Genomic DNA, 21,931 nt, shown 5'->3' with positions numbered 1-21,931 from the left:
ATCCTCCATTTCCCTTCAGTTCAAAATATCTGCCAAAATCCCTCTTCCGGCAGTTTCCTCATAACTGTCCTTCAGCGCTTCACAGGCCCTCGCCGTCCATCCGGCGTCCGCCGTATGAAGAGGGTATTCCCTGTTCTCCCCATACGCCGCCTCATATGCCTTTACAAACCTTTCAGCACGCTCTTCATCGCCCAGCTCCACCGCGATACAGGCCAGGACCGGCCAGTCAAACGTCCCCCCCAGCCCCAGGCTCTCCCACTCATACCGGGAGCACAGTTTCTCATACAGCTCCACCGTCCGCTTCCTGGACAAGATCATCCCGCAGGCAGACGGATAGACCTGCGCGATCGCATCCGGGTAAAATTCCTGCCAGCCGGTAAAATCCAGCGGCCTCCCCCTGCCATCCAGGCCGATTTCAAACCTCTGTTCCTCTGCATTCCATAATTTACCGCTCACGGACTGCCAGATCCCCTCTTCCAACAGTCCATAACGCCGGCCCGTCTCCGCGGCCCCGGCCCAGCCCGCCACCTCCACATCCTCCGACTCCAGCAGCAGCCGTATTCTATGGCATCCCTCCCATACCTCTGCGTTATCCATCAGATAGGACACCTGGTTTTTCTCCGATACTTGAGTCAGGCCTCCGGGATTCAGTTCTTCCAGTTTTTCCGCGCAGACTGCCAACGCCTCCTGCCAGTCCCCTGCCTCTGAAAGCCGGCCGCCCTTTTCCTCATATTCACTCAGCAGCGTCAGATATACGGCGATATAAGAATCCACGGAATCAAACTCTCCGGTTGGCTCCAGACCGTTTCCATCATTTCGGTAATTCGTTACGACCCCTTCACACTCCGCCAGCTTTTCCGCATGCCAGGACAGATACTCTGCCGCGCAGCTGAGATCCTCCGCCGACGGCTGTCCCGCCAGCAGCCCCATGGCTGCCTGGCACGCAAAATAGGGATTCACGTCTCCGGCCCCGCCTGACAGATTCATATAGATTTCTCCTCCGGCCCCCTGATTTTCCCGTATCCATTCTTTTTCACGATCCATAATCTTCTGCACCGTTTCCGTCTTCTCCCGGCAGGCAGCCCTTTTTTCCGCCCGATACCAGATGTCCGCGGCAGCAAACACCATGAGACAGAGAGCCGCCAGGGAGAGGCCTGTCAGCCAACAGCGTTTCTTACTCTTCATCACTTCACATATTCTCCAGCAATCTGCGGATTTTAATGCTGGCCCTGCCGTCCCCATAAGGATTCCTGGCCTGGCTCATCTCAGAATAGAATACGGGATCCGTCAGCAGCCGCCGGCACGCGTGATAGATCCCATCCTCCTCTGTCCCCACCAGCTTCAGGGTACCGGCTTCCACGCCTTCCGGCCGCTCCGTAGTGTCACGCATCACCAAAACCGGCTTGCCCAGAGCCGGCGCCTCTTCCTGAATGCCGCCGCTGTCCGTGAGAATCAGGTAACTGGCATTGAGGAAATTATGAAAATCACTCACCGCCAGAGGCTCGATCAGCCGGATTCTGTCACAGCCCTCCAGCTCCTCCCGGGCGATTCCCCGCACCTGCGGATTCAGATGAATGGGATATAGCGCTTTAACGTCAGGAAACTCCTCTACAATTTTCCGGATAGCCCGAAACATTTCATGCATGGGACGCCCCAGGTTCTCCCTCCGGTGGGCGGTTATGACAATCAGCCGGCTGTCCTTGCTCCAGCTCAGGACCGGATGCGAATAATCCTTTCTCACGGTCGTGAGCAGGGCGTCAATTCCCGTATTGCCTGTCACAAAGATATCCTCCGCCCGCTTCCCCTCTCTCAGCAGATTATCACGGGCAGTTTCCGTGGGAGCAAAATGGTATCTGGCAATCAAACCGATCTCCTGCCGGTTAAATTCTTCCGGATAGGGGGAATAGATGTTATACGTGCGGAGTCCGGCCTCCACATGGCCCACCGGGATCTGCTGGTAAAACGCCGCAATCGCCGCTGCAGCCGCCGTTGTGGTGTCCCCGTGCACCAGCACCACATCGGGGCAAACCTTCTTCAGGATATCCCGCATCCCCTTCAGAACATCAGAAGTAATATCATAGAGATCCTGGCCCTGCTTCATGATATCCAGATCAAAATCAGGCTTTACATCAAAAATTTCCAGAACCTGATGCAGCATTTCCCTGTGCTGCCCGGTTACGCAGACCACGGGCTTCAGCTTGTCACTTTTCTTTAACTCTTTCACAAGTGGACACATTTTGATGGCCTCCGGCCTGGTCCCGAATATCAGCATCACATTTTTCATTTCGTTTCCTCCAGTCAGTTCACACAGTTCGCGTATAAATCCTTCATATGAGAATCTAAAAATTCAAACCGCAGGTCCAGCGCGGTATACAACTGCTCCATAGCCTCTTCATAGCTTTCCAGGTCACGGTTTTCCCCCGTCAGGAGATTCAGCCCGAAGCTGTATCCCCATACGGCGAAATTCCGTCCCACCGCGTCTCCCAGCTCCGCCTGATAAGCCGCTATTCTTTCATAAATATGCTCCTGGGACAGCACTCCCTCTCGCAGCTTTCCGTACCGGGATACAACCTTTTCCACAAAACTCCGGTCCTCCAACAGCCTGGAAAACCAGGCGTTTCCCGTCATGCAGAATTCAGAAAAATCCTGTGCGAACCACTGGTAATTGTCCAGGCAGTTGTTATAGTCCCAGATCGCGATCTGAAGCTTACCTCCCAATTCTTTATAGACATAGGTCGACAGATTTCCGGCGTCATAATTCATGAACACTTCATTCAGGATCACATAGTCCACAAAAGCATCCACATCGATATAGGCCGCGTACCCAGTCTCCGGGTCCGCGAAATCATCGCCGTACAGCACTTCTTCAAATGCACTGATATCCTTCTCTATCCAGCTTCTCTGCTCTTCCGTCAGCCTGCCGGACGTGGGATATTCAATATACAGATCATTGTTCGTCTTTCCGCTGTACTTTCCATATACCTCCAGGGGATCTTCTTCCGTCCCCACCCGGTCACGTTTTACAATATATGGCGTTTCTCCCGAAAGCAGTCCGAATTCACTGAGCCGCAGCCGGCTTTCGCCGTTGGTGACAGGCTCCACCGCCAGGTATACGCCCTGATATTTCCCATCCACAAACAGCTCCACATACCGGCTGTCCGGCGCCCATTCGAAAATCTCTCTTCCCAGGCCGTATACCAGGCGGTTCCGGAGCAGCGTTTTATCCAGGAAAGGCCCGTTCAGCACCCATTCGCTGTTGGAACCCATACCCAGAAGTTCATAGTCCTTTGCCTTGCTGCTCCCCTCTTTTTTGTAAAATTTAATGCGGTACTGCATTTTATCAAATTGTGAATAGGAGGACGCTCCCCTGTATTTAATCGTTATCGGGGCCTGACCGTCCGGTTTCTCCAGAATGGAACGCTCCCTCCCATCTTCACTGGCCTCCAGCACGGCCAGCGACGCCCATATTTTATTCTCCTTCGTAATCCGATGTCCGCCGGTATCTATATAGAGAACCGGCAGGGTTGTCTCAAAGGCGTCCAGCCCATGCTCCTTCAAATCCTCCAGGTCGGGTTCCCCATAATCTTCTACTGTTACACCGGAAACGCTGTCTCCTGCATCCTTCTCCCTTTCCGGGACACGGCTGACGGCCAGCCCGGCTCCCGTCACAATCAATAGCAGAACAACAGCCGCTGCCGCGCATTGAATCATCTTCTTCATATATTTTTGTCCTCAGAGGTTTACCTGGAAATATCATCCTGCTGTTCCACCAGATTGACCCGTTCTACTCCTTCCAGCTTCATCAGCCTCTGGGCGATATCAATCATATTCTTCTCGTTTGCCTTCGCCAGATCCCCTTCCCGGATGCTGTATACCAGCTCACAGGAAGCCGCCGACAGATTCTTAACATTCAAATGCGCTTTTCCGTCAAAGTGCCCGCTGACCACCGCCTCAATCTGATTCTGCGCCTCCGGGCGCCCCTGCACTACCATCAGTTGCTTTCCGGAAGAAACCACATTCTTTGTCAGCAAGAGGAAGAGCAGCAGAAATACGCTGCCCACACCGATCAGCAGATACTGGGACACCCCGCAGCCAATCCCCGCGGCGATCGCCCAGAAAATGAAGGCGGCATCTCTCACATCCTTCACGGCGGTACGGAAACGGATAATGGACAGCGCGCCCACCATACCCAGTGATAACGCAATATTATTGCTGATCACACTCATGATCATGGTGGTGATAATCGTAATCGCTCCCAGCGAAATATTAAACTTACGGCTATAGGCTGTTCCTGAATAGGTAACCTTATACGCCAGCATGACAAAAAATGCCGCGGCCATCGCCACAAGGTTGTTCAGAACAATCACGGCAAAGCTGATTGTCTCTGCGCTGGTCAGGTTTTCCACAATAAATTCTCTCATCCTGTCTTCCTCTTTTCGTTTAGATATATGCCAGCCTGGCTTTTGAATATTTGCTGCTGGCCTCCGCCAGGCCGTCTATACGGCTCACGGCCGCTTTTAGCTGCGGCGGCAGAAAATCATTATATTTTACTTCCAGTATTCCCACATCTGGCTGCAGCAGCGGCGTATAAAACGGCTGTTTTTCAAACAGGCCGTAAGGATTCACGCTTCCCATGATCTCATGGTCATAGGTAATCCTCGTATCACTGACCGGGTAAGTAAACGCTGTCCTCTGATATTCCACGATGGTCCTCGGCCGGTAAGTGCCTCCCGCCATCCTGGCATACAGCTGTGCCGCCAGAGGCTCTTCCCTGCCCAGCAGAAATTCATACCTGTGATCCTCCATCAGGGATGCTTCCTCTCTGCTGATGTTCAGGGAGTATTTTTCTCCGTCTGATCCGCTCTTACATTTATATTCCAGTTTCACCCGCTGATCCTCCGGAGAATAGATCCTCAGCCTGATCTTTCTCTTCTCCATGACTCCCGACAGATTATCCCACAGGTCCCTGTCCGTCAGGGAATCATAATACTGTGACCGCACCCTATAAGTTCCGTTCTCCCCGTAGCTGTCCCGCTTCATCAGAAGATCAAGCTGTCCCTCTATGCTCACAAATGCCTCCAGCGGAATTACATATTTTATCTCTTTCCGATATACACTCAGCATTCCGTTTTCCTCTTTTCCAGCCAGTGAGTGACCCGGTCGGGACACACCTTCCTGAACATGGTCTGCCGCCGGCTTGTCAGCATCTGCAGCCCAAATCCCGCGCCCGCACACAGGGCAACGGCAGCCGCCTTTAACAGCGGCCCCGCGCCGGGCCAAAACCACAGGAATAACACGTCCGCCAGCAGCCAGCCGCCCCACAGCGCCGTCAGGGAGGAAAGGGCCAGCACGGGGAACAACAGCATAAAGATGCCGCCCAGGATCCCTCCCGCCGCCGCCGTCCAGACCGACGGTTCAACCAGACAGCCTATCCAGACGCCAATCAATGCGCACAGTATACAGCCGCCGAACCGGTACCAGCCATAGGAGAGGACCGCCGCGGCCGTACCGACAACGGCAAAACAGGTCACTACCGCACCCCATTCCACCCGGCCGCTCATACACACCGTACAGACAAAGGCGATCAGAAAGAACAGAAATACAGCAAAATAGGCACGGTACACCCAGAAGCCGAGAAAACAACCCAGCGCTCCCAAAACCAGAAGCACGTAAGGCCCGAACCCCTGATATTGCCTGATATCTCCCAATATTCCCGTCTCTGAAGCAAATTTACCAAACCATTTACTCAATATATCAGCCATTTTTCTTCAATCCTTTTACTCATTCTGGTTTAAAAAGCCGTTCACCGCACCGCAATAGGACATGTCTCCCATATACAGAGAGCTTTGGGCCCAGACCACATGTTTCACCCCGTACTCAGCCAGGATTCCGGCCATATCGGCAGAAAATCCCGTGTCCTCCGTCACATTTATCACATAAACTGCTTTGTAATAATTCGCCAGAAACGGGGCCAGCAGCTTTCCCCTGTCATCGCAGATCAGGAGCAGAGTTTCCTCACCGGTCATTTTCCGCTTCTGATCCCCTTCGACAACCGCCGACAGATACCCGCCTGAGACAAACGTTCCCAGCCCTCCCGCCGCATGAGAAATCGCAGGCTGAACGCTCCACTGCCCTTCTTCCTTTTCAATCCGCTCTCTGTTCTTCCCGTCCGGAAGCAGATAGTAATAGACCCTGTCCTCCGGCATCTCGCCCAGCCGCCCGGCCAGCTGCGGGTCGTCCTCGTATTTCTGCAGTAGGCTTCCCTTGAAGCTGTTGTACATATATTCCTCATAGTTCTCCAGTGAGAACGGTTCCAGCCCCAAAGCCCTTCCGAGCACCGATGAGCCGTAATAAGCACCTTTCGCCGTCCACGAATCCTCTGTGCGGAAAAACACGTATTCCTCCTCATGCCCGGCCAGCTCCGGCAGAACATCCACAAGGGATGTCCCCTCCGGCAGGCTGGACGCCATGCGCTCCAGGTAAGCCTGATAAGCATCCTGATCCGCCTCATATCCTTCCTCCAGAACAACTTTGGGCGGGATAGGCATAACATAAATATGCTCCAGAGAAGGATTCTGATCCTTCATTCCTTGTACTGCGCCGGCGGTGTTCTGTACCTGGCTCTCGTCATAAGAGAATCTCCGCAATATTCTGTCCGCATAGCAGGACACCTCTTCATTTTCGTAAATAATAACATCCGAAAGCTCCTGATTCCCCTCCAGGCCGTAACCGTTATACAGGTCTTTGGCCATAACCTGCACCTTCTCCGTGGGATCTGGCTCCTTCTGACCTTCCATGAGAAACTCCAGATACATCAAAAGAACCAGCGCCGCTGCTGTACACGCTGCCGCCAGAATCATCTTAATCCATTTTCTGTGCTTCATCAGACCGCTCCTCTAAAATTTCTCTGAAAACCAGCTCTACGCCAGTATCCCTCAGCTCCAGAATCCCCGCCTGTCCGCTGCACGTGCCGGGCAGGCTGATCCTCGCCAACGAATCACAGCCTTTAAACGCACTGACGCCGATATATTCCGTGGTATCCGGAAGACGCAGCTCTTCCAGGCTGGCACAGCCCCTGAAGCAATGATCCCCAATCTTCCGGAGCAGAGAATCTTCCGGAATCCTGAAATTTCTCAGATGGCTGCACCCTCCGAAGGCTGCACCCTCCAGAACACAGACGCCGGCCGGTAGCTCCAGGCTCTGAAGTCCCTCACAGTTTTCAAAGGCAGACGTTCCAATGGATGTCAGCATGGTATTTTTAAATCCTGCCAGCTCTTTCAGCCTACGGCAGTCTGCAAACGCATAGCTCTCAACAGTACGCAGCGATTCCGGGAATACTGCCTTTTCCAGCTTCCTGCAGTCAAAAAACATGCTTCGCTGTACGCAGGAAGCTCCCGCGGGAATAATCACATCCAAAAGCTCCTCTTCCTTCCGGAATCCCTGCCAGTCCACATGCTCATATTCATACAAATCTCTGAAGGAAAGGTGCTTCAGATGACGCGGCAGCTCCAGAAAGCTGAAGGATGCGGCTTCTTCCCCCGCCTTCTCCCGGGCGGCCGTGCTCCCACCCTTCTCACACCTGACATATCCGAATACAAAATTATCCTTGTCAAAGGTAATCGTCTCCCTGGCAATCATCGAGCTGATCTTACCTCTCTGTCCGACGGTCGCCCTTTCCTCCAGCCGAATGCTTCCCTGAGAAAAAATATTGCCCAGCACAGCCGTATTTTTCTCCAGCAGCACATCGCCTTCAGCAAAAATATTTCCACAGACAACCGAATCCTCGCACAAGCGCACCCCCCGGTGAGAGCGTATATCCCCCTGCACTATAATCTTCTCTGTCACTGTCACATTTCTCCATGACAGGACGGAAAAATCTACGATCCCTTCATCATTTATCATTTCTTTGCTGATATAACGCATGTTATTCTCTCTGTTTACCTGCACCGGCAGCCGGTAAATCCTGGCATCCTTTCCATCCTCAGCCTCCAGCGTGCTGCCGGGTCTCTGGCCGATACGGATTTCTCCGGCATAAAGCCTCTGGAACCGGCAGTCCGCCCCCACGCACATCTGCTCCCCCGCAGATGCGCTGACGCCCAGATCACAGCCGTCATAGACAGCCAGGGTTTCCCCGGCGTCCACCCACCGCGAAACGGTAATGCCATTCCCCAGCACCATCCGCTTTACGCAATATGCCGCCCGCATCTTAAGGCCGCTGTGTATCAGGGAGACATTTTCCTCACTGTAGATTTCCTTCTGAAACTCCTTCACGCTGTCCGGAGGGCAAAAAGCCTTCTGTCTGGCGATGACCAGCTCTTCCACACATTCCTCCGCACAAGGATCTCTGTCGGCGTCCAGAAATGCCTCTTCCTTGGAAAGACGGATTCTGTTGCCCCTGACAGAAGCCAGGCTGCCCTGTACGAGAGATGCGAAAGACTTTCCGAAATAGCGGGGGTCCCGTATCCGTCCCTGATTAATGTGCAGGATCGTCCCCTTCCGCCTCTTGTAATAGACCGCCGCCCATGCAATGGGGCCCGCCAGCATGATGACAAACGCCGCTGCCAGTATGATAATCGCTTGCAATTACAGGCCCTCCTTTTCCAGTCTTTTTTCTTCTTTTTTATTTCCCCGGGCCGCTGACGCCGCGCTATCGGTAAACCGCTTCGTCTTCGCCCAGTGCACCTTCCTCTTGGTGATGATATCCGCAACGGCGTCCAGAAATCCCCGGCTGATGTTCCACATATAGAAATAGAAATTAAACATCAGAAGCGGGAGAAGCAGCACCTCTCCCTTGATTCCGTCCAGCACCAGGGCCGTCCCGATCTGGTAGAAGGGCGCAAAATTGCCGAAGGAGCAATAGACTCCGATGAACAGAAGCACCCACCATCCGGCAAACAGATCCATCTCGCCCAGAAAGAACAGCGCAAGGGAAACCATCTGCCCCAAAAGCAGGAAAAAGGGAATCGCATATACAAACAACAGCAGGATACCATCCAGCTTTTCCCTGAGATTCATGTGGGTTGACACAACCGTGCGGAACAGATAGCGGAACAGCACCTGATTATGGCCTCTGGACCATCTGCGTATCTGGCGGCCCCGCACCTCCCAGGTTTCCGGCGCTTCCTCATAGCATTCCGCTGAATTGGCGTACACCACCTTCCAGCCATGGGTATACAGCCGGTAAGTCAGCTCTGTATCCTCCGCCAGCACCAGCGGGTTAAAGCCCCCCATATCCAGCATGACATCCTTGCGGAAGCCGCCCACCGTTCCCCCATACTGGGGAATTGTCCTGAGATTGTAGCGCGCCTGCTGATCCACCTGATATCCGCCGGAACGTTCCAGGTTAATCAGCCTTGTCAGCAGGTTTTTATTCGTGTTGTATGGGATCACACGCCCCATAACGGCTCCCACCTCCGGATCTTCAAAGGCAATCGCCAGCTGCTTCAGCATGTCTCTGGCTGGACGGTAATCCGCATCGAACACGATGATGATTTCCCCGGTCGCCAGCTCCATGGCGTCATTCAGGCCGGCCGGCTTGCCGCGGTCCGGGCAGTCACGGTGGAGCGGGCGGATAAATTCGTACTTCTCATGATACGCGTCCAACAATTCCCTGGTCCTGTCCGTGGAATTGTCGTTGATAGGTATGATCTCCAGCCTGTCCCTGTCATAATCGCATTCCAGAAGCGCTTCCAGCACATAGGACAGCACCTGCTCTTCATTGTGCATGGGGATCAGAACAGAGATCCTTTTCATACGGCTGGAAATAATATCGTTATAATACATCCTCTGCCGCCCTGACAGGCGGTTCACCGCGAACAGATAATGCCTGACCGTATAGACCAGCATGATGATGATGACAAAAATCATGTAAATTTTTAATATGTTTACAACCATTCCCAGTCCTCTCTTCCCTCGCCCGTATCGTACATTTTAACCATCTTATTCGCAAATATAGAGTAGATACCGACAAAATATAAAAAATCAAATAAAGGCCCGAAAACAAAGTACATCAGCGCCATATAGAGAATCGAGAACTGCTGCAGAAGATACAGAAACAGGATATACCTCACTACGCCAAACACCAGCGAATAAGCCATTGTTGCCAGGAAAGTCAGTATTTTGTACAGATATCCCCGGTTGCCCAGAAATCCGGTGACCAGCCCGGAAAGCACAATAAACGTGAGCCAGATTCCAATCTGCTGCTTCATATACAGATTAGAAAACTGGTCTGCCAAATACGGGAAATGATTGGCCGCGAATATAAAATACACACAGTTAACTATGTGTATGATCACCATGAGCATACAAAAAATAGCAACCGGTTTTCCTTTCCTCCTGCCTGTCCCCAGAAATACCAGGGCCAGAAGCATGATCACCAGATTGGCGAATACAAACGGCAGCCCCGGATAAGTGGTCGGCATGTCAATATACTCAATCGTGCCCAGGAATGAAAACACATCCCTGGAAATATACATGGGTATCCCGGGAAACGCCCTGCCCAGAACAGCAACCCCGGTATCTGATATAAACTTTGTTAAATTGTGCAGATTCATGCTGAAAATAATCAGGCAGGGCAGTATAAAAATCAGAAGATACAAGACGCTTTTTAAATGATTCTTTTTAAGATGCCTGTACGTCCTGGTATAATAAATTTTCTTTTTTTCATTCATCTGACTGCCTCCGTGTATACTTTACTTATATTTCATATTATTATTACCTTGATTTTACTTTATGGGCAAAATATTGTGATTATTAATTAATTACTCTGATACAATATCATGTTTCAATCACACGGAAGTCACATAGACGACAAACATATGAAAATTTAATTATATTTCACCAAATTAAGCAGCTTTCCCTCCTGTACGAGTACAAAGAGTCCGGCCTGCCGGACTCGCGCGCCGGAGCGCGGTCGCCCCAGCAGCCATATTTCCTTAGCGCGGAGTGCGCATCTCCCAGAGGGTTTTATATCATAGGGCGTACTTTCCTATAATATAAAAAACAGGCGGGAAATTCCCGCCTGAACTGCATAAACCTGAAAAAATCTGTCTCTGCCCTCGCATGGGCAAAGCTGCTTCGCCGTGCGCCGACAGCCAGCTATCTATCCACTCATACCACCCCAGATGGCTGAAAATGTCCACAGATTGTTAATCTGATACTCTATAGTCCCATAATCCCACAGACGGCTGCTCCTCTCCATGCTGTTCGGATCATTAATCTGAATCTTACCATCCACTACCCCTGTAAGTACGATAAAATGGCCTTTAGTCGTAAAGTCTCCCGGCTTCATGCTACAGATGATAGGGTTCCCGGCTTCCAGCTCCGCATATATCAGATTCTTATCCAGACCCAGCTCCCTTCCCTGGACGCCAAAGTTCTTGCAGCCTTCCGTCATGAGACTCCAGCAGGTTCCCTGGCCCTCTGCATAGTACCCATTCTCATCCGCAAACCTTGCAATCTGGCTGGGCGTTACGCTGCTGTCCCCCGTCAGTCCCGCAATCACCATGCAGAGAGCTGTAGGACCGCATCCGGTGTAGCCCAGAACTCCGTCCCCGTAGCTTGAATAACCCCAGCGCTCATCCCATTGCAGCAGCTCCGGGATCTCTCCCCGTTCAATTTCTCCAATGGTGTCAGCCGGAGCCATATTCTTCTTTTCTGGATAATCCAGAGCAAAATCAATAGTTTCCAGGTTATTAGCAACCATCTCCAATATCCCTTCCGGATACTGATCCATCTGCTCCAGCAATTTCTTCACCTTGTCGTCATTCCCTGCCATGTCCTGCAGTTTTCCCAAAATCTCCGGATCACATTCTCCCGCCTGGACAGGCTGCAAATCTATATAGGCGGATGCCTTTTCACCTTTTATGCCGGAATTCAGAATACCGCTCCTCCCTTCGGCCCCCCGATTAAAGGTAAATACCAGGACTACCCCCAGAACCCCTATAATCGCCCATCTCACAATCCGCCTTTTTCTTTTCATGGCTTTTCTTTTATAACCTTTTCCCATATATGCTCTTCTCTTCTCCAATGAGGCACTCCCTTTTCCATACGAATAATTGCTTGTCTGGCCGGTACTTACATCCTCTCATACAGCTGCACAAAAAGTCATCAAAAAAATGCAAGAAAAATGCAAAATCATCCGGTCTGACCGGTAATTACCATCATTTGGGATTTCTGAAAATCTCCGCGAGACCAAAAAGATAAATGGCGTAATTAACTATCTTTGCCGCGGCAGTTTTATTGGTTCTTAATTTCATCATAAATATCAACGCTGTCCTGAAACCTGGCATCCTTAGTAGATCTCATCATTACGCAGATATAAGTTTCTCCGTTAATAACCGCTGCCGAAATAAGACAGGCGCCGCTAAGACTGCTATTCCCGGTTTTTAGGCCGATTACCTCAGGACGATAATATTGGCTGTCCGGATTAAGAAGTTCATTTGTGTTGTTATAAGTAACTTCCCTGCCGTTCACCCATTTTTCATAGGACGTATAGCTTGCCACAATTTCCGAAATGGTGGGATTATCCAGACATGCTTTTGCAATGACAGCGAGGTCATAAGCCGTGGTATACTGCCCTTCAGCATCATACCCGTCAGGGACTACAAAATTAGATTTTTCTGCACCCAGTGCTCTGGCTTTCTCATTCACCTTACCCATAAATATATCTACGGACTGTTTATTTGTCAGACTATTATCTCCTGCGATGCTCTTTCCGGCATTAACAGCCAACGTATAAGCTGCGTCATTACCGGAAGGAAGCATGAGTGCAATCAGAAGTTGTCTGACGGTCAGAATATCCCCCCGCGTGAGCCATGCCCTTGACGAATCCTCTTGGATCATTTCAATTTCCCCACCTACTGTCAATTCGTCTTCCGGAGCGCAGTAATCAAGCGCGGTTAACGCTGTTATCATCTTAGCTGTACTGGCAGGCGCAACTTCGTCAGTGCTGTTTTTCTGATATAACGCAGTATCCGTTCCTGTATTTATCACAATTGCGTTTTCTGCTGTGATATCCGCTGAAATCAAATTATTCTGATTAGCATTGGCAGAAACCCTCCCACTCTGCCTGCCATTCATTTGAGAAAATCCTCCGGTGTTTTCTGCACTCCTTTTGCCTGGAGGGGAAGCTTCTTTACCGACACTGATCAGACTCACAGCTCCAAAGACTGCAGCTCCCATGAATAAACAGAGTATGATACAGACAGCTCTTTGAAAAGTCCTTCTCCTCTTCACCTGTTTCCGTCTGCTCTTTTTATCATAGTCATTATTATTGTAGCTTATCATTGCTATCCTTAACTCCTTTCTGAAAGTAACACAAAGATCGCTCCCCCTATATACAGAATATCAGAGTGGAGCGATCTTTGTTTTCTCTTTCCATTGCGGATAACATATGATTTCATACGGAATTACTTACGATTTTCCTACGAGAGGCAGAGTAACCTCAAAACAGGTAAGACCATTTTCGCTATGAGCGATGATCTGGCCGTGATGAAGCCCGACAATCTCCTTTGCAATCGCAAGCCCTAAGCCGGCCCCGCCGGTTCTTGAACTTCGGGACATATCCAAACGATAAAACTGCTCAAATATTCTCTCCAGTCTCTCCTGTGGAATCGTATCGCCTTCATTCATTATTTTAATCAGTACATGATCTTCTATTTGTGCAGCCGATATCTTGATGCTTGTATTATCATAACAGTAGCTGACGGCGTTGCGCAGCAGATTATCGAACACCCTCTGCAGCTTGTCTGCATCGCACGATAACATAATGTCTGCCTGAATGTCAAACGCAATGTCCAGATTTCTCCCGGCCAGCATCGGTTGAAACTCATATGCCAGCTGCTCAAGCATCCTCGTCAGATTGATCTTTCCGTATACAAGCGTAATGTTTGAAAGGTTAAACCGTGTGATTTCAAAAAACTCGTTGATCAAATCCTCCAGGCGCTCTGCCTTGTCCAAGCATATGGACAGATACCGTTCCCTGAGTTCACCGGATATCTGCTTTTCATCCCTTAACAGGGTTAAATATCCTATGACCGATGAAAGCGGGGTCTTTAAATCATGGGCCAGATACATCACAAGATCATTTTTCCTCTGCTCTGCCAGCTCGGCGTCCGATTTCCGTTTCATCAGAGTATGCCTTATAGAATTGATCTTCCGCTCCGTTGAAGCCAGTTCCGGCGGCAAAGCTATATCTCTGTCATCCTCACTGACCAATGTATCAATCCCCCGGTTAATTTCCTTAAAATATTTTGAAATACTGTTCAGATAGCGGCGGAAAATGATAAACAGCACACCTGAAAATGCTATCAGGAAAAGCCATATTTCATATGCTTTGAAGGTTCTCAAATAAGCAAACGTCGCTTCCTCCCGGTCATGGTAGATCAAACGGTCTAAAATGGCTACAGCAGCATTTGCAAAATTATCTTTTATTACCAACAGATAAACAACACCTATGATTAAAATGGCGCCCCCAATCATCAGGAGCATTTTAATAGATAATCTGTTTTTAAAAAGTAAATAGTCATCTTCACTATGGATGCTTTTTCTATTTTTCAATGGTATATCCCACTCCCCATACAGTCTTTATGAATTTAGGGTTTTTGGCTCTTTCCTGCATTTTTTCCCTAAGACGTCCGATATGCGCCATAACAGTGTTATTGTTATCTAAATATTTTTCTCCCCATACGGCTTCAAATAACTCTTCCGTTGAAACAACCTTCCCCTGATTTTCACTCAGATACCAGAGAATAGAAAACTCAGTCGGCGTCAGCTGAATCTCTTTTCCATACAAGATACATTTATGGCTGTTCTTGCTGATCGTCATGCCTCTTATATCGTATTCGCTCCTTTCATTATGAGGCTGGCTGTACCGCATATATTGCCTTAGCTGTGCCTTCACTCTGGCAGTCATTTCAAGTGGATTAAATGGTTTCGTAATATAATCGTCAGCAATAGAGAGCCCCATGATTTTATCCCCGTCTTCCACTTTTGCTGTCAGCATAATCACCGGAAAACAGAATTTTTCCCGGATTTTCTGGCAGATCCGCAGGCCGTCAATATCCGGGAGCATGATATCTAATATGGCTAAATGCAGCTCAACTGTTTCAATGCACTTCAGCGCATCCATGCCATTATAACATTTATAAACTGTATACCCATCGTTTTTCAGATAAACTTCCACTAAGTCGGCTAATTCTTTCTCATCATCAACCACCAGGATTCGTTCATTCATTGTCTTTACTCCTTGCTATATCCAATACCTTTATCAACCAACGGCAGCACGCCGCCGGCTTACATCATTTTTTCCTGCGCAGCTTCAAGTCTATATGATTTTTTGCTGCCGCAGCCTGCAGCAACCCCGCAGCAAAAGCACTTTTCTCTTTTAGCGCCAGCGTTTCCAGATCAGCTCTGCTCACAATCTGCCTGAGTGCCTCCCGCAGCTCTTGCAGGTCTAAAAGATTGACTGCAACACAATAGAGAGTTTTTTTGCGTCCGTCATTAAAGCCGGACAGAAGTGCATCCAGTATTTTTGCCTTTTCCACCTGTTCCTCGTTGTAAGCTTCTATTCCGTACCGTCTGGCCTTTTCCATATCAGCCCTGCGATTGCGGTGCGTTATAAAGGAATCAAAATCGTCCATGTGCTTATATTGGAAACAGGGATATTCACCACACTGAAAACAGTAGTCTACACCATTATGTTCCATGCTGCATCTCGCAATCTTGCACGACTGATTTCCTTCACCACCGCCGCATCCAGGGCAATATTTATATAAAAACATGGGGCATAACCCACAATTCAATCCACATAAGGAAAATAATTGATTTTGCCGGTTAAATCCTTTCATGGCTCCTCCCGAAACAGCTTGTCTTCATACTTTCAACTAACATGTACTGTTCCTAATTATATATCCACTTCACCGATGGCTAATCATCCTATTTTTTCTTTACACTTACTGCATTCCACATTTCTATTCCTTACATTGGTATAAATTGCTCTTAAATCATATCAAAACAGCTCGTGACCGACATGCAGCGTTCCGGTTTTCAGATAACTGTTTCTTCTTCAAACAAATGTCTACTATAACAAAATTATTATAGAAAATTTTTTTTTAAAAATCAATAATAACAAGGCACTATTGACCGGGTATATAAAAATACCAGCTCTGAGAAGGGGTGCATTAGCGCTTGAAACTGTCAGCGTCCGCACGGCTGAGTGCTGTGCGGACGCCTGGGTGTGGGAATTTTACCTTTTCGGCATTTCAAATTCTATAAGAGCTTTGTTCAAGTAATCGTTAAATGGCTTCATCATTTGAAACATTTTAACCGCTTGCAAGAATAATTTCTCAGAATCACATATTTCCTCATCAGAAAGCGGATGTTCCAGATACCAGCTCTTCATTTTCAGAAACTCGGCCTGGCTGTGTTCTTTATCATAACCGTTCGGTACATTTTTTAAAGTAGTTCCCTTGACGGTAAAAATTTCCGAGAACTCCTGGTCGCGAATGACAGCGTTCCATTCATCCTCATGGGACACAATATAATCCCTTACCATAGTCGTTGCATCCTTAAACATATCTGCAAACAGGCCTCCTCCCAGGAACGAATTGTTCCCCGGTCTGATCATAATGTAATATCCAACCGGAACGGGCAGCTTTCCCTTAGCCGAAATATGTGCGCGGAACGCAGGGGTATATGGCGACTTATCATTGCTGAAGCGCGTATCCCGCGCCAGTTTAAAGGTAAGGTTCTTTGGAATATTATGTATAATACTGCTGTCGAATTTGCCGATTTCAAAAATTAATTCCTGTAAGAAATCCTCAAATTGTGCATTTGCCTCTTTATATTCCTTTTTATGGGCATGGTACCACTCTCTGTTGTTGTTTTTTTCGAGCTCCGATAAATATTCCATGATTATCCGGGTATTCACAGCTTCCTCCTATGTGCTTCCATAACTGTATTTGTAACAGTAGAATTCAAAAAATCCTCAAAATACTGTTTTACTTTATCTGTCGACTCATAACATTTACAGAATGAAAACTGCTGCGACAAATCATCGATTTCTTCCATAGCATTTTTCACCTCAATCATCTGTTCCACGCTAATAACCGCTGCAGCTGTGAAATCCAACTGCGATGGATTGATACGGTGATTTTGAATCGCATAGTTTACTCTGTCTCTGCATTTACACTTTCCGAGGCCGTATTCTCCGCAGTATTGCGAAAGAAAATCTGCCATCTTTCTGCGTATCCTGGAAAATCTCTTCCGGTAATTTTCCGGGGATATCCCTAAGATATCTCCTGCAATGCGGCTGTCAAGCTTGAACATTGTCCCCAATATAAAGATACAGCGGCTTTCCGGATCGAGACATTGCAGCATGACATTCGTACAGGACATTTTCAGTTCTTCTGCCAAAATCGAATTTTCAACATTCTGTGTCAGATCCGGAATATCCTGTGTGTCCGCATTTTCAATATCGTCCCCGTAGAATTCAAAGCTCAGCGGAAACTGGGCAAACATATGCTTCTTATAGTTCGTTAAATGATTGGAAGCAATACGAAACACCCATGTTGAAAATGAACTTTCTTTCCGGAATGAGGAGAGATGGGTTACCACCTTAAACAAAATATCCTGGGCGGCGTCTTCGGCATCGGAAAAGGTGCCCAGCATACGCAGTGAGAGATTGAAAACCATGTCCTGAATATTTTTGATAAGCAATTCAAGGGACTCTTTATCTCCTGCGACGGCTTTGTCAATTAATTCTGTCATCTCTTCATTTATTTTTTTCATAGATTTATACCTCCTATTAAGTTAGACAACGGTTTCAACAGTTTGTGACAGTTTATTTTTATTCTTTTTAAATTTTATCGGCAGACTTTGCCGCATCTTTCACTATTTCGCAATCTACTCCCACTTGAAACATTTGACCGCAATCCCCCCACAGACCAGGGTGACATCAAGCATGATCACAATCGGCAGCCCTGCATGCTCTAACGGCAGTACGAGAAATGTCGCTTTCATGAGCTGAATGCCCTGGATCATAGGAAAAACGCCGACGAATCTCTGTACAAATTCAGGCATGACCTCAAATGGAAGCGTGGCCCCGGAAAAAATCAGCATGGGAAAATACAATATTAGGTATTTTATCAATCATAGCAAACCTCCTGTATTTTTATCTTCCCCATATGTATCTACCAAAATTATTTCTCCTATATCAGCGCTGCTAAATTATAAAACAAAAAAGTCCGACAGCCTTTATTTACTATCGAACTTTATAATCATTTTACAGCCGCGCAATTACATATTATGGGGTTCGCCCCTGCAAGAAGCTCTGTGAGTTAAAGAAAACCCGTAAATGACAGGATTTACGGGTTTATTCTTAACTCCCCGAGTTGGGCTCGAACCAACAACCCTTCGGTTAACAGCCGAATGCTCTACCATTGAGCTATCGAGGAACACTTCCATTTCTTCCGCCCTTCAGCAGATCCATGGGTTATGAAATTGAAGGACATACCTTCAAAACCGCATACACAATCTTTCATCTTTTCCCCTGCTTTTCTCTGAACGCCTGCCTTCTTCTGGTCAAGCCCTCGACCGATTAGTAACAGTCAGCTCCACACATTGCTGCGCTTCCACCTCTGCCCTATCTACCTCGTCGTCTTCAAGGGGTCTTACTTCTTCTTAGAATGGGATATCTCATCTTGAGGGGGGCTTCACGCTTAGATGCCTTCAGCGTTTATCCCTTCCGGACTTGGCTACCCTGCCATGCAGCTGGCGCTGCAACAGGTCCACCAGCGGTCCGTCCATCCCGGTCCTCTCGTACTAAGGACAGCTCCTCTCAAATATCCTGCGCCCACGCCGGATAGGGACCGAACTGTCTCACGACGTTCTGAACCCAGCTCGCGTACCGCTTTAATGGGCGAACAGCCCAACCCTTGGGACCTACTACAGCCCCAGGATGCGATGAGCCGACATCGAGGTGCCAAACCACTCCGTCGATGTGAACTCTTGGGAGTGATAAGCCTGTTATCCCCAGGGTAGCTTTTATCCGTTGAGCGATGGCATTCCCACTTAATACCACCGGATCACTAAGCCCTACTTTCGTACCTGCTCCACCCGTCGGTGTCGCAGTCAAGCTCCCTTCTGCCTTTACACTCTCTGGATGGTTTCCAACCATCCTGAGGGAACCTTTGGGCGCCTCCGATACCCTTTCGGAGGCGACCGCCCCAGTCAAACTCCCCGTCTGGCATTGTCCCCCGCCCGGTTCACGGGCGCAGGTTAGAAACCCAATACTGCAAGGGTGGTATCCCAACATTGGCTCCACGGCAACTGGCGTCACCGCTTCATAGCCTCCCACCTATCCTGTACATGCAATACCGAATCCCAGTACCAAACTGGAGTAAAGCTCCATGGGGTCTTTCCGTCCTGGCGCGGGTAACCAGCATCTTCACTGGTACTTCAATTTCACCGGATGCATTGTCGAGACAGCGCTCAAATCATTACGCCTTTCGTGCGGGTCGGAACTTACCCGACAAGGAATTTCGCTACCTTAGGACCGTTATAGTTACGGCCGCCGTTTACTGGGGCTTAAATTCAAAGCTTCGCCGTTCGGCTAACCTCTCCTCTTAACCTTCCAGCACCGGGCAGGCGTCAGCCCATATACTTCACCTTTCGGTTTCGCATAGACCTGTGTTTTTGCTAAACAGTTGCTTGAGCCTATTCTCTGCGGCCTGCTCTCGCAGGCACCCCTTCTCCCGAAGTTACGGGGCCATTTTGCCGAGTTCCTTAACAATGCTTCTTCCGTCGGCCTTAGGATTCTCTCCTCATCCACCTGTGTCGGTTTACGGTACGGGTACAGTAAAAGCAATAGCGGCTTTTCTTGGTACATGGCTCACACGCTTCCCTACTATATTTCGGTCCGCATCACGTCTTCGGCTTGGCCGGCGGATTTGCCTTCCGGCCACCTACCTCGCTTGCACGCGGCTTTCCACTCCGCGCCCGTGCTTTCCACATACGTCCCCACAGTTCTGTTTTACTGCAGTGCAGGAATCTCAACCTGCTGTCCATCGGCTACGGCTTTCGCCCTCGCCTTAGGTCCCGACTTACCCAGGGCAGATCAGCTTTACCCTGGAAACCTTAGATATTCGGCCGAGAGGATTCTCACCTCTCTCTCGCTACTCATTCCGGCATTCTCTCTTCAAGGCATTCCACAGCTCCTTACGGTACTGCTTCTTTACGCCTTCAATGCTCCTCTACCATGCCCCTTTCGGAACATCCTGAGCTTCGGTGTCGTGTTTCAGCCCCGGACATTTTCGGCGCAGGACCTCTCGACCAGTGAGCTATTACGCACTCTTTGAATGTGTGGCTGCTTCTGAGCCAACATCCTGGTTGTCTTTGAAATCCCACATCCTTTTCCACTTAACACGCACTTTGGGACCTTAGCTGCAGGTCTGGGCTCTTTCCCTTTTGACTGCCCAACTTATCTCGTGCAGTCTGACTCCCGGTCATCAATTACGCGGCATTCGGAGTTTGATATCTCTTGGTAAGCTTTGACGCCCCCTTAAGAATTCAGTGCTCTACCTCCGCAAATCTTGACCGAGGCTAGCCCTAAAGCTATTTCGAGGAGAACCAGCTATCTCCGGGTTCGATTGGAATTTCTCCCCTACCCACACCTCATCGCCACCCTTTTCAACGGATGTGCGTTCGGCCCTCCACTACCTCTTACGGCAGCTTCAGCCTGGACATGGGTAGATCACCCGGTTTCGGGTCTGCCTGCTCTGACTCCTTCGCCCTCTTAAGACTTGGTTTCCCTTCGGCTCCGCAGCTTCTGCTGCTTAACCTTGCCAGAGACGGCAACTCGCCGGACCGTTCTACAAAAAGTACGCGGTTCCACGCATGATCGTGGTTCCACAGCTTGTAGACACAGGGTTTCAGGTTCTCTTTCACTCCCCTCCCGGGGTCCTTTTCACCTTTCCTTCACAGTACTATGCGCTATCGGTCACTGAGGAGTATTTAGCCTTGGGGGGTGGTCCCCCCTGCTTCCCACAGGGTTTCCCGTGTCCCGTGGTACTCTGGATCCTGCCGGGCTGTTCCTGATTTCGTCTACGGGGCTTTCACCCTCTCTGGCTGGCTTTCCCAAAACCATTCCCCTATCATTCACAGTCCCTTGCGGCAGTCCACAACCCCGCGATGCATGCATCACGGTTTGGGCTCCTTCCCTTTCGCTCGCCGCTACTTAGGAAATCGATGTTTCTTTCTCTTCCTCCGGGTACTTAGATGTTTCAGTTCCCCGGGTTCCCCTCCATACGTTATGGATTGGCGTATGGATCTATGAGGTCTTCTCATAGGGGTTTCCCCATTCGGATATCTCCGGATCTATGGATATTTGCTCCTCCCCGAAGCTTTTCGCAGCTTGTCACGTCCTTCATCGGCTCTCAGTGCCTAGGCATCCACCCTGCGCCCTTCATGCTTGACCTTTTCTTTCGGCCTCCCTTCCACCCTAGCGTGGGCTTCTGGGTTTTCTCGTTCATGAATTGCATTTTCCCCACCCCTTTGGCAAAGGGTGCGGCTGCCAGTCGCCTGCCTCAGATCTCTCCTTCGCAGCCTCCTGGACTTCTGGTTTGATAACGTTACTTTCGTAACGCCTCGGATGTCTTTCCTATCTCTTTACGTTATTACGCTTGGATATAGATTATTGTGTATGCAGTTTTCAAGGTACGTCTGTACGGGAGCGGTTGAAAAAACGGAGCTGCGTGGCATGCTCGCATGACTAAGCAGATTTGTTTTTTCAGACATTGGCGTGCAACGCCATGACCAAATGAACCATCGGTTCATGAGGTTCCCGTCTGTTGGGTTTCAGTGGACCTTTCCCCGCTGTGAACGGTTCTGAGGTTCTCTCAAACCATGGGTTTCAGTGGACCTTTCCCCGCTG

The 21,931-nt window shown here is 49.3% G+C and carries 18 protein-coding genes, 1 tRNA gene and 1 rRNA gene; all 20 read right to left on the bottom strand.

The window, feature by feature from the left end; genetic code table 11:
• Nucleotides 1-15: 15 nt before the first annotated feature.
• Nucleotides 16-1,185 (bottom strand): hypothetical protein, encoded by a 1,170-nt coding sequence (locus H9Q79_RS00745; protein WP_249328989.1) that lies wholly within the window; start codon nucleotides 1,183-1,185, stop codon nucleotides 16-18.
• Nucleotides 1,186-1,189: 4 nt separating this feature from the next.
• On the bottom strand, nucleotides 1,190-2,284 hold the full coding sequence (gene wecB / locus H9Q79_RS00740; RefSeq protein ID WP_249328988.1) for a non-hydrolyzing UDP-N-acetylglucosamine 2-epimerase: 1,095 nt from the start codon (nucleotides 2,282-2,284) through the stop codon (nucleotides 1,190-1,192).
• A 14-nt stretch (nucleotides 2,285-2,298) separates the two neighbouring features.
• Nucleotides 2,299-3,720 carry a CotH kinase family protein gene (locus H9Q79_RS00735; protein ID WP_118647350.1) on the bottom strand — a complete coding sequence of 474 codons (1,422 nt, stop codon included), beginning with the start codon at nucleotides 3,718-3,720 and terminating at the stop codon, nucleotides 2,299-2,301.
• 20 nt (nucleotides 3,721-3,740) lie between these two features.
• Entirely contained in the window at nucleotides 3,741-4,421 is a 681-nt protein-coding gene (locus H9Q79_RS00730; RefSeq protein WP_249328987.1) for a DUF4956 domain-containing protein, read from the bottom strand.
• 19 nt (nucleotides 4,422-4,440) lie between these two features.
• Nucleotides 4,441-5,124, bottom strand: coding sequence for a polyphosphate polymerase domain-containing protein (locus H9Q79_RS00725; protein WP_118647354.1), 684 nt, complete (start codon nucleotides 5,122-5,124; stop codon nucleotides 4,441-4,443).
• On the bottom strand, nucleotides 5,118-5,762 hold the full coding sequence (locus H9Q79_RS00720) for a hypothetical protein (protein ID WP_118647356.1): 645 nt from the start codon (nucleotides 5,760-5,762) through the stop codon (nucleotides 5,118-5,120). Before H9Q79_RS00720 ends, H9Q79_RS00725 begins: the two co-directional genes overlap by 7 nt.
• 15 nt (nucleotides 5,763-5,777) lie before the next feature.
• Complete coding sequence (locus tag H9Q79_RS00715) at nucleotides 5,778-6,884, bottom strand: DHHW family protein (protein WP_249328986.1); 1,107 nt, start codon at nucleotides 6,882-6,884, stop codon at nucleotides 5,778-5,780.
• Nucleotides 6,862-8,583, bottom strand: coding sequence for a leucine-rich repeat protein (locus H9Q79_RS00710; protein ID WP_249328985.1), 1,722 nt, complete (start codon nucleotides 8,581-8,583; stop codon nucleotides 6,862-6,864). The genes H9Q79_RS00715 and H9Q79_RS00710 overlap by 23 nt, the downstream gene beginning before the upstream one ends.
• Nucleotides 8,584-9,894, bottom strand: a complete 1,311-nt coding sequence (locus tag H9Q79_RS00705; RefSeq protein WP_249328984.1) for a glycosyltransferase family 2 protein — start codon at nucleotides 9,892-9,894, stop codon at nucleotides 8,584-8,586. It lies immediately after the preceding gene.
• Nucleotides 9,885-10,670: a hypothetical protein gene (locus tag H9Q79_RS00700; protein ID WP_118647364.1), complete on the bottom strand. Its 786-nt coding sequence runs from the start codon at nucleotides 10,668-10,670 to the stop codon at nucleotides 9,885-9,887. The genes H9Q79_RS00705 and H9Q79_RS00700 overlap by 10 nt, the downstream gene beginning before the upstream one ends.
• A 431-nt stretch (nucleotides 10,671-11,101) precedes the next feature.
• A complete protein-coding gene (locus tag H9Q79_RS00695) occupies nucleotides 11,102-12,007 on the bottom strand; it encodes a C39 family peptidase (protein ID WP_249328983.1) in 906 nt (301 codons plus the stop codon).
• A gap of 230 nt (nucleotides 12,008-12,237) precedes the next feature.
• The gene (locus tag H9Q79_RS00690; protein ID WP_249328982.1) at nucleotides 12,238-13,287 is read right to left on the bottom strand and encodes a D-alanyl-D-alanine carboxypeptidase family protein; all 1,050 of its coding nucleotides are present in this window, start codon (nucleotides 13,285-13,287) and stop codon (nucleotides 12,238-12,240) included.
• Between the two features lie 126 nt (nucleotides 13,288-13,413).
• Nucleotides 13,414-14,490 carry a vancomycin resistance histidine kinase VanS gene (gene vanS / locus H9Q79_RS00685; RefSeq protein WP_249329678.1) on the bottom strand — a complete coding sequence of 359 codons (1,077 nt, stop codon included), beginning with the start codon at nucleotides 14,488-14,490 and terminating at the stop codon, nucleotides 13,414-13,416.
• A 58-nt stretch (nucleotides 14,491-14,548) separates the two neighbouring features.
• The gene (gene vanR / locus H9Q79_RS00680; protein ID WP_118647368.1) at nucleotides 14,549-15,235 is read right to left on the bottom strand and encodes a VanR-ABDEGLN family response regulator transcription factor; all 687 of its coding nucleotides are present in this window, start codon (nucleotides 15,233-15,235) and stop codon (nucleotides 14,549-14,551) included.
• A 64-nt stretch (nucleotides 15,236-15,299) separates the two neighbouring features.
• Entirely contained in the window at nucleotides 15,300-15,848 is a 549-nt protein-coding gene (locus H9Q79_RS00675; protein ID WP_118647370.1) for a DUF3795 domain-containing protein, read from the bottom strand.
• A 398-nt stretch (nucleotides 15,849-16,246) separates the two neighbouring features.
• A complete protein-coding gene (locus H9Q79_RS00670; protein ID WP_118647372.1) occupies nucleotides 16,247-16,930 on the bottom strand; it encodes a DUF2461 domain-containing protein in 684 nt (227 codons plus the stop codon).
• Entirely contained in the window at nucleotides 16,927-17,790 is an 864-nt protein-coding gene (locus H9Q79_RS00665; protein ID WP_118647374.1) for an RNA polymerase sigma factor, read from the bottom strand. The genes H9Q79_RS00670 and H9Q79_RS00665 overlap by 4 nt, the downstream gene beginning before the upstream one ends.
• 114 nt (nucleotides 17,791-17,904) lie before the next feature.
• Complete coding sequence (locus H9Q79_RS00660; RefSeq protein WP_249328981.1) at nucleotides 17,905-18,150, bottom strand: hypothetical protein; 246 nt, start codon at nucleotides 18,148-18,150, stop codon at nucleotides 17,905-17,907.
• Nucleotides 18,151-18,383: 233 nt separating this feature from the next.
• Nucleotides 18,384-18,455 (bottom strand) — tRNA-Asn (locus H9Q79_RS00655).
• A 123-nt stretch (nucleotides 18,456-18,578) separates the two neighbouring features.
• Nucleotides 18,579-21,475, bottom strand: a 23S ribosomal RNA gene (locus H9Q79_RS00650).
• Nucleotides 21,476-21,931 lie beyond the last annotated feature (456 nt).

Source organism: Wansuia hejianensis, assembly GCF_014337215.1.
Taxonomy (GTDB): domain Bacteria; phylum Bacillota; class Clostridia; order Lachnospirales; family Lachnospiraceae; genus Scatomonas; species Scatomonas hejianensis.
The sequence above is the reverse complement of the archived record's forward strand: the minus strand, read 5'-3'. Positions and strand labels throughout refer to the sequence as shown.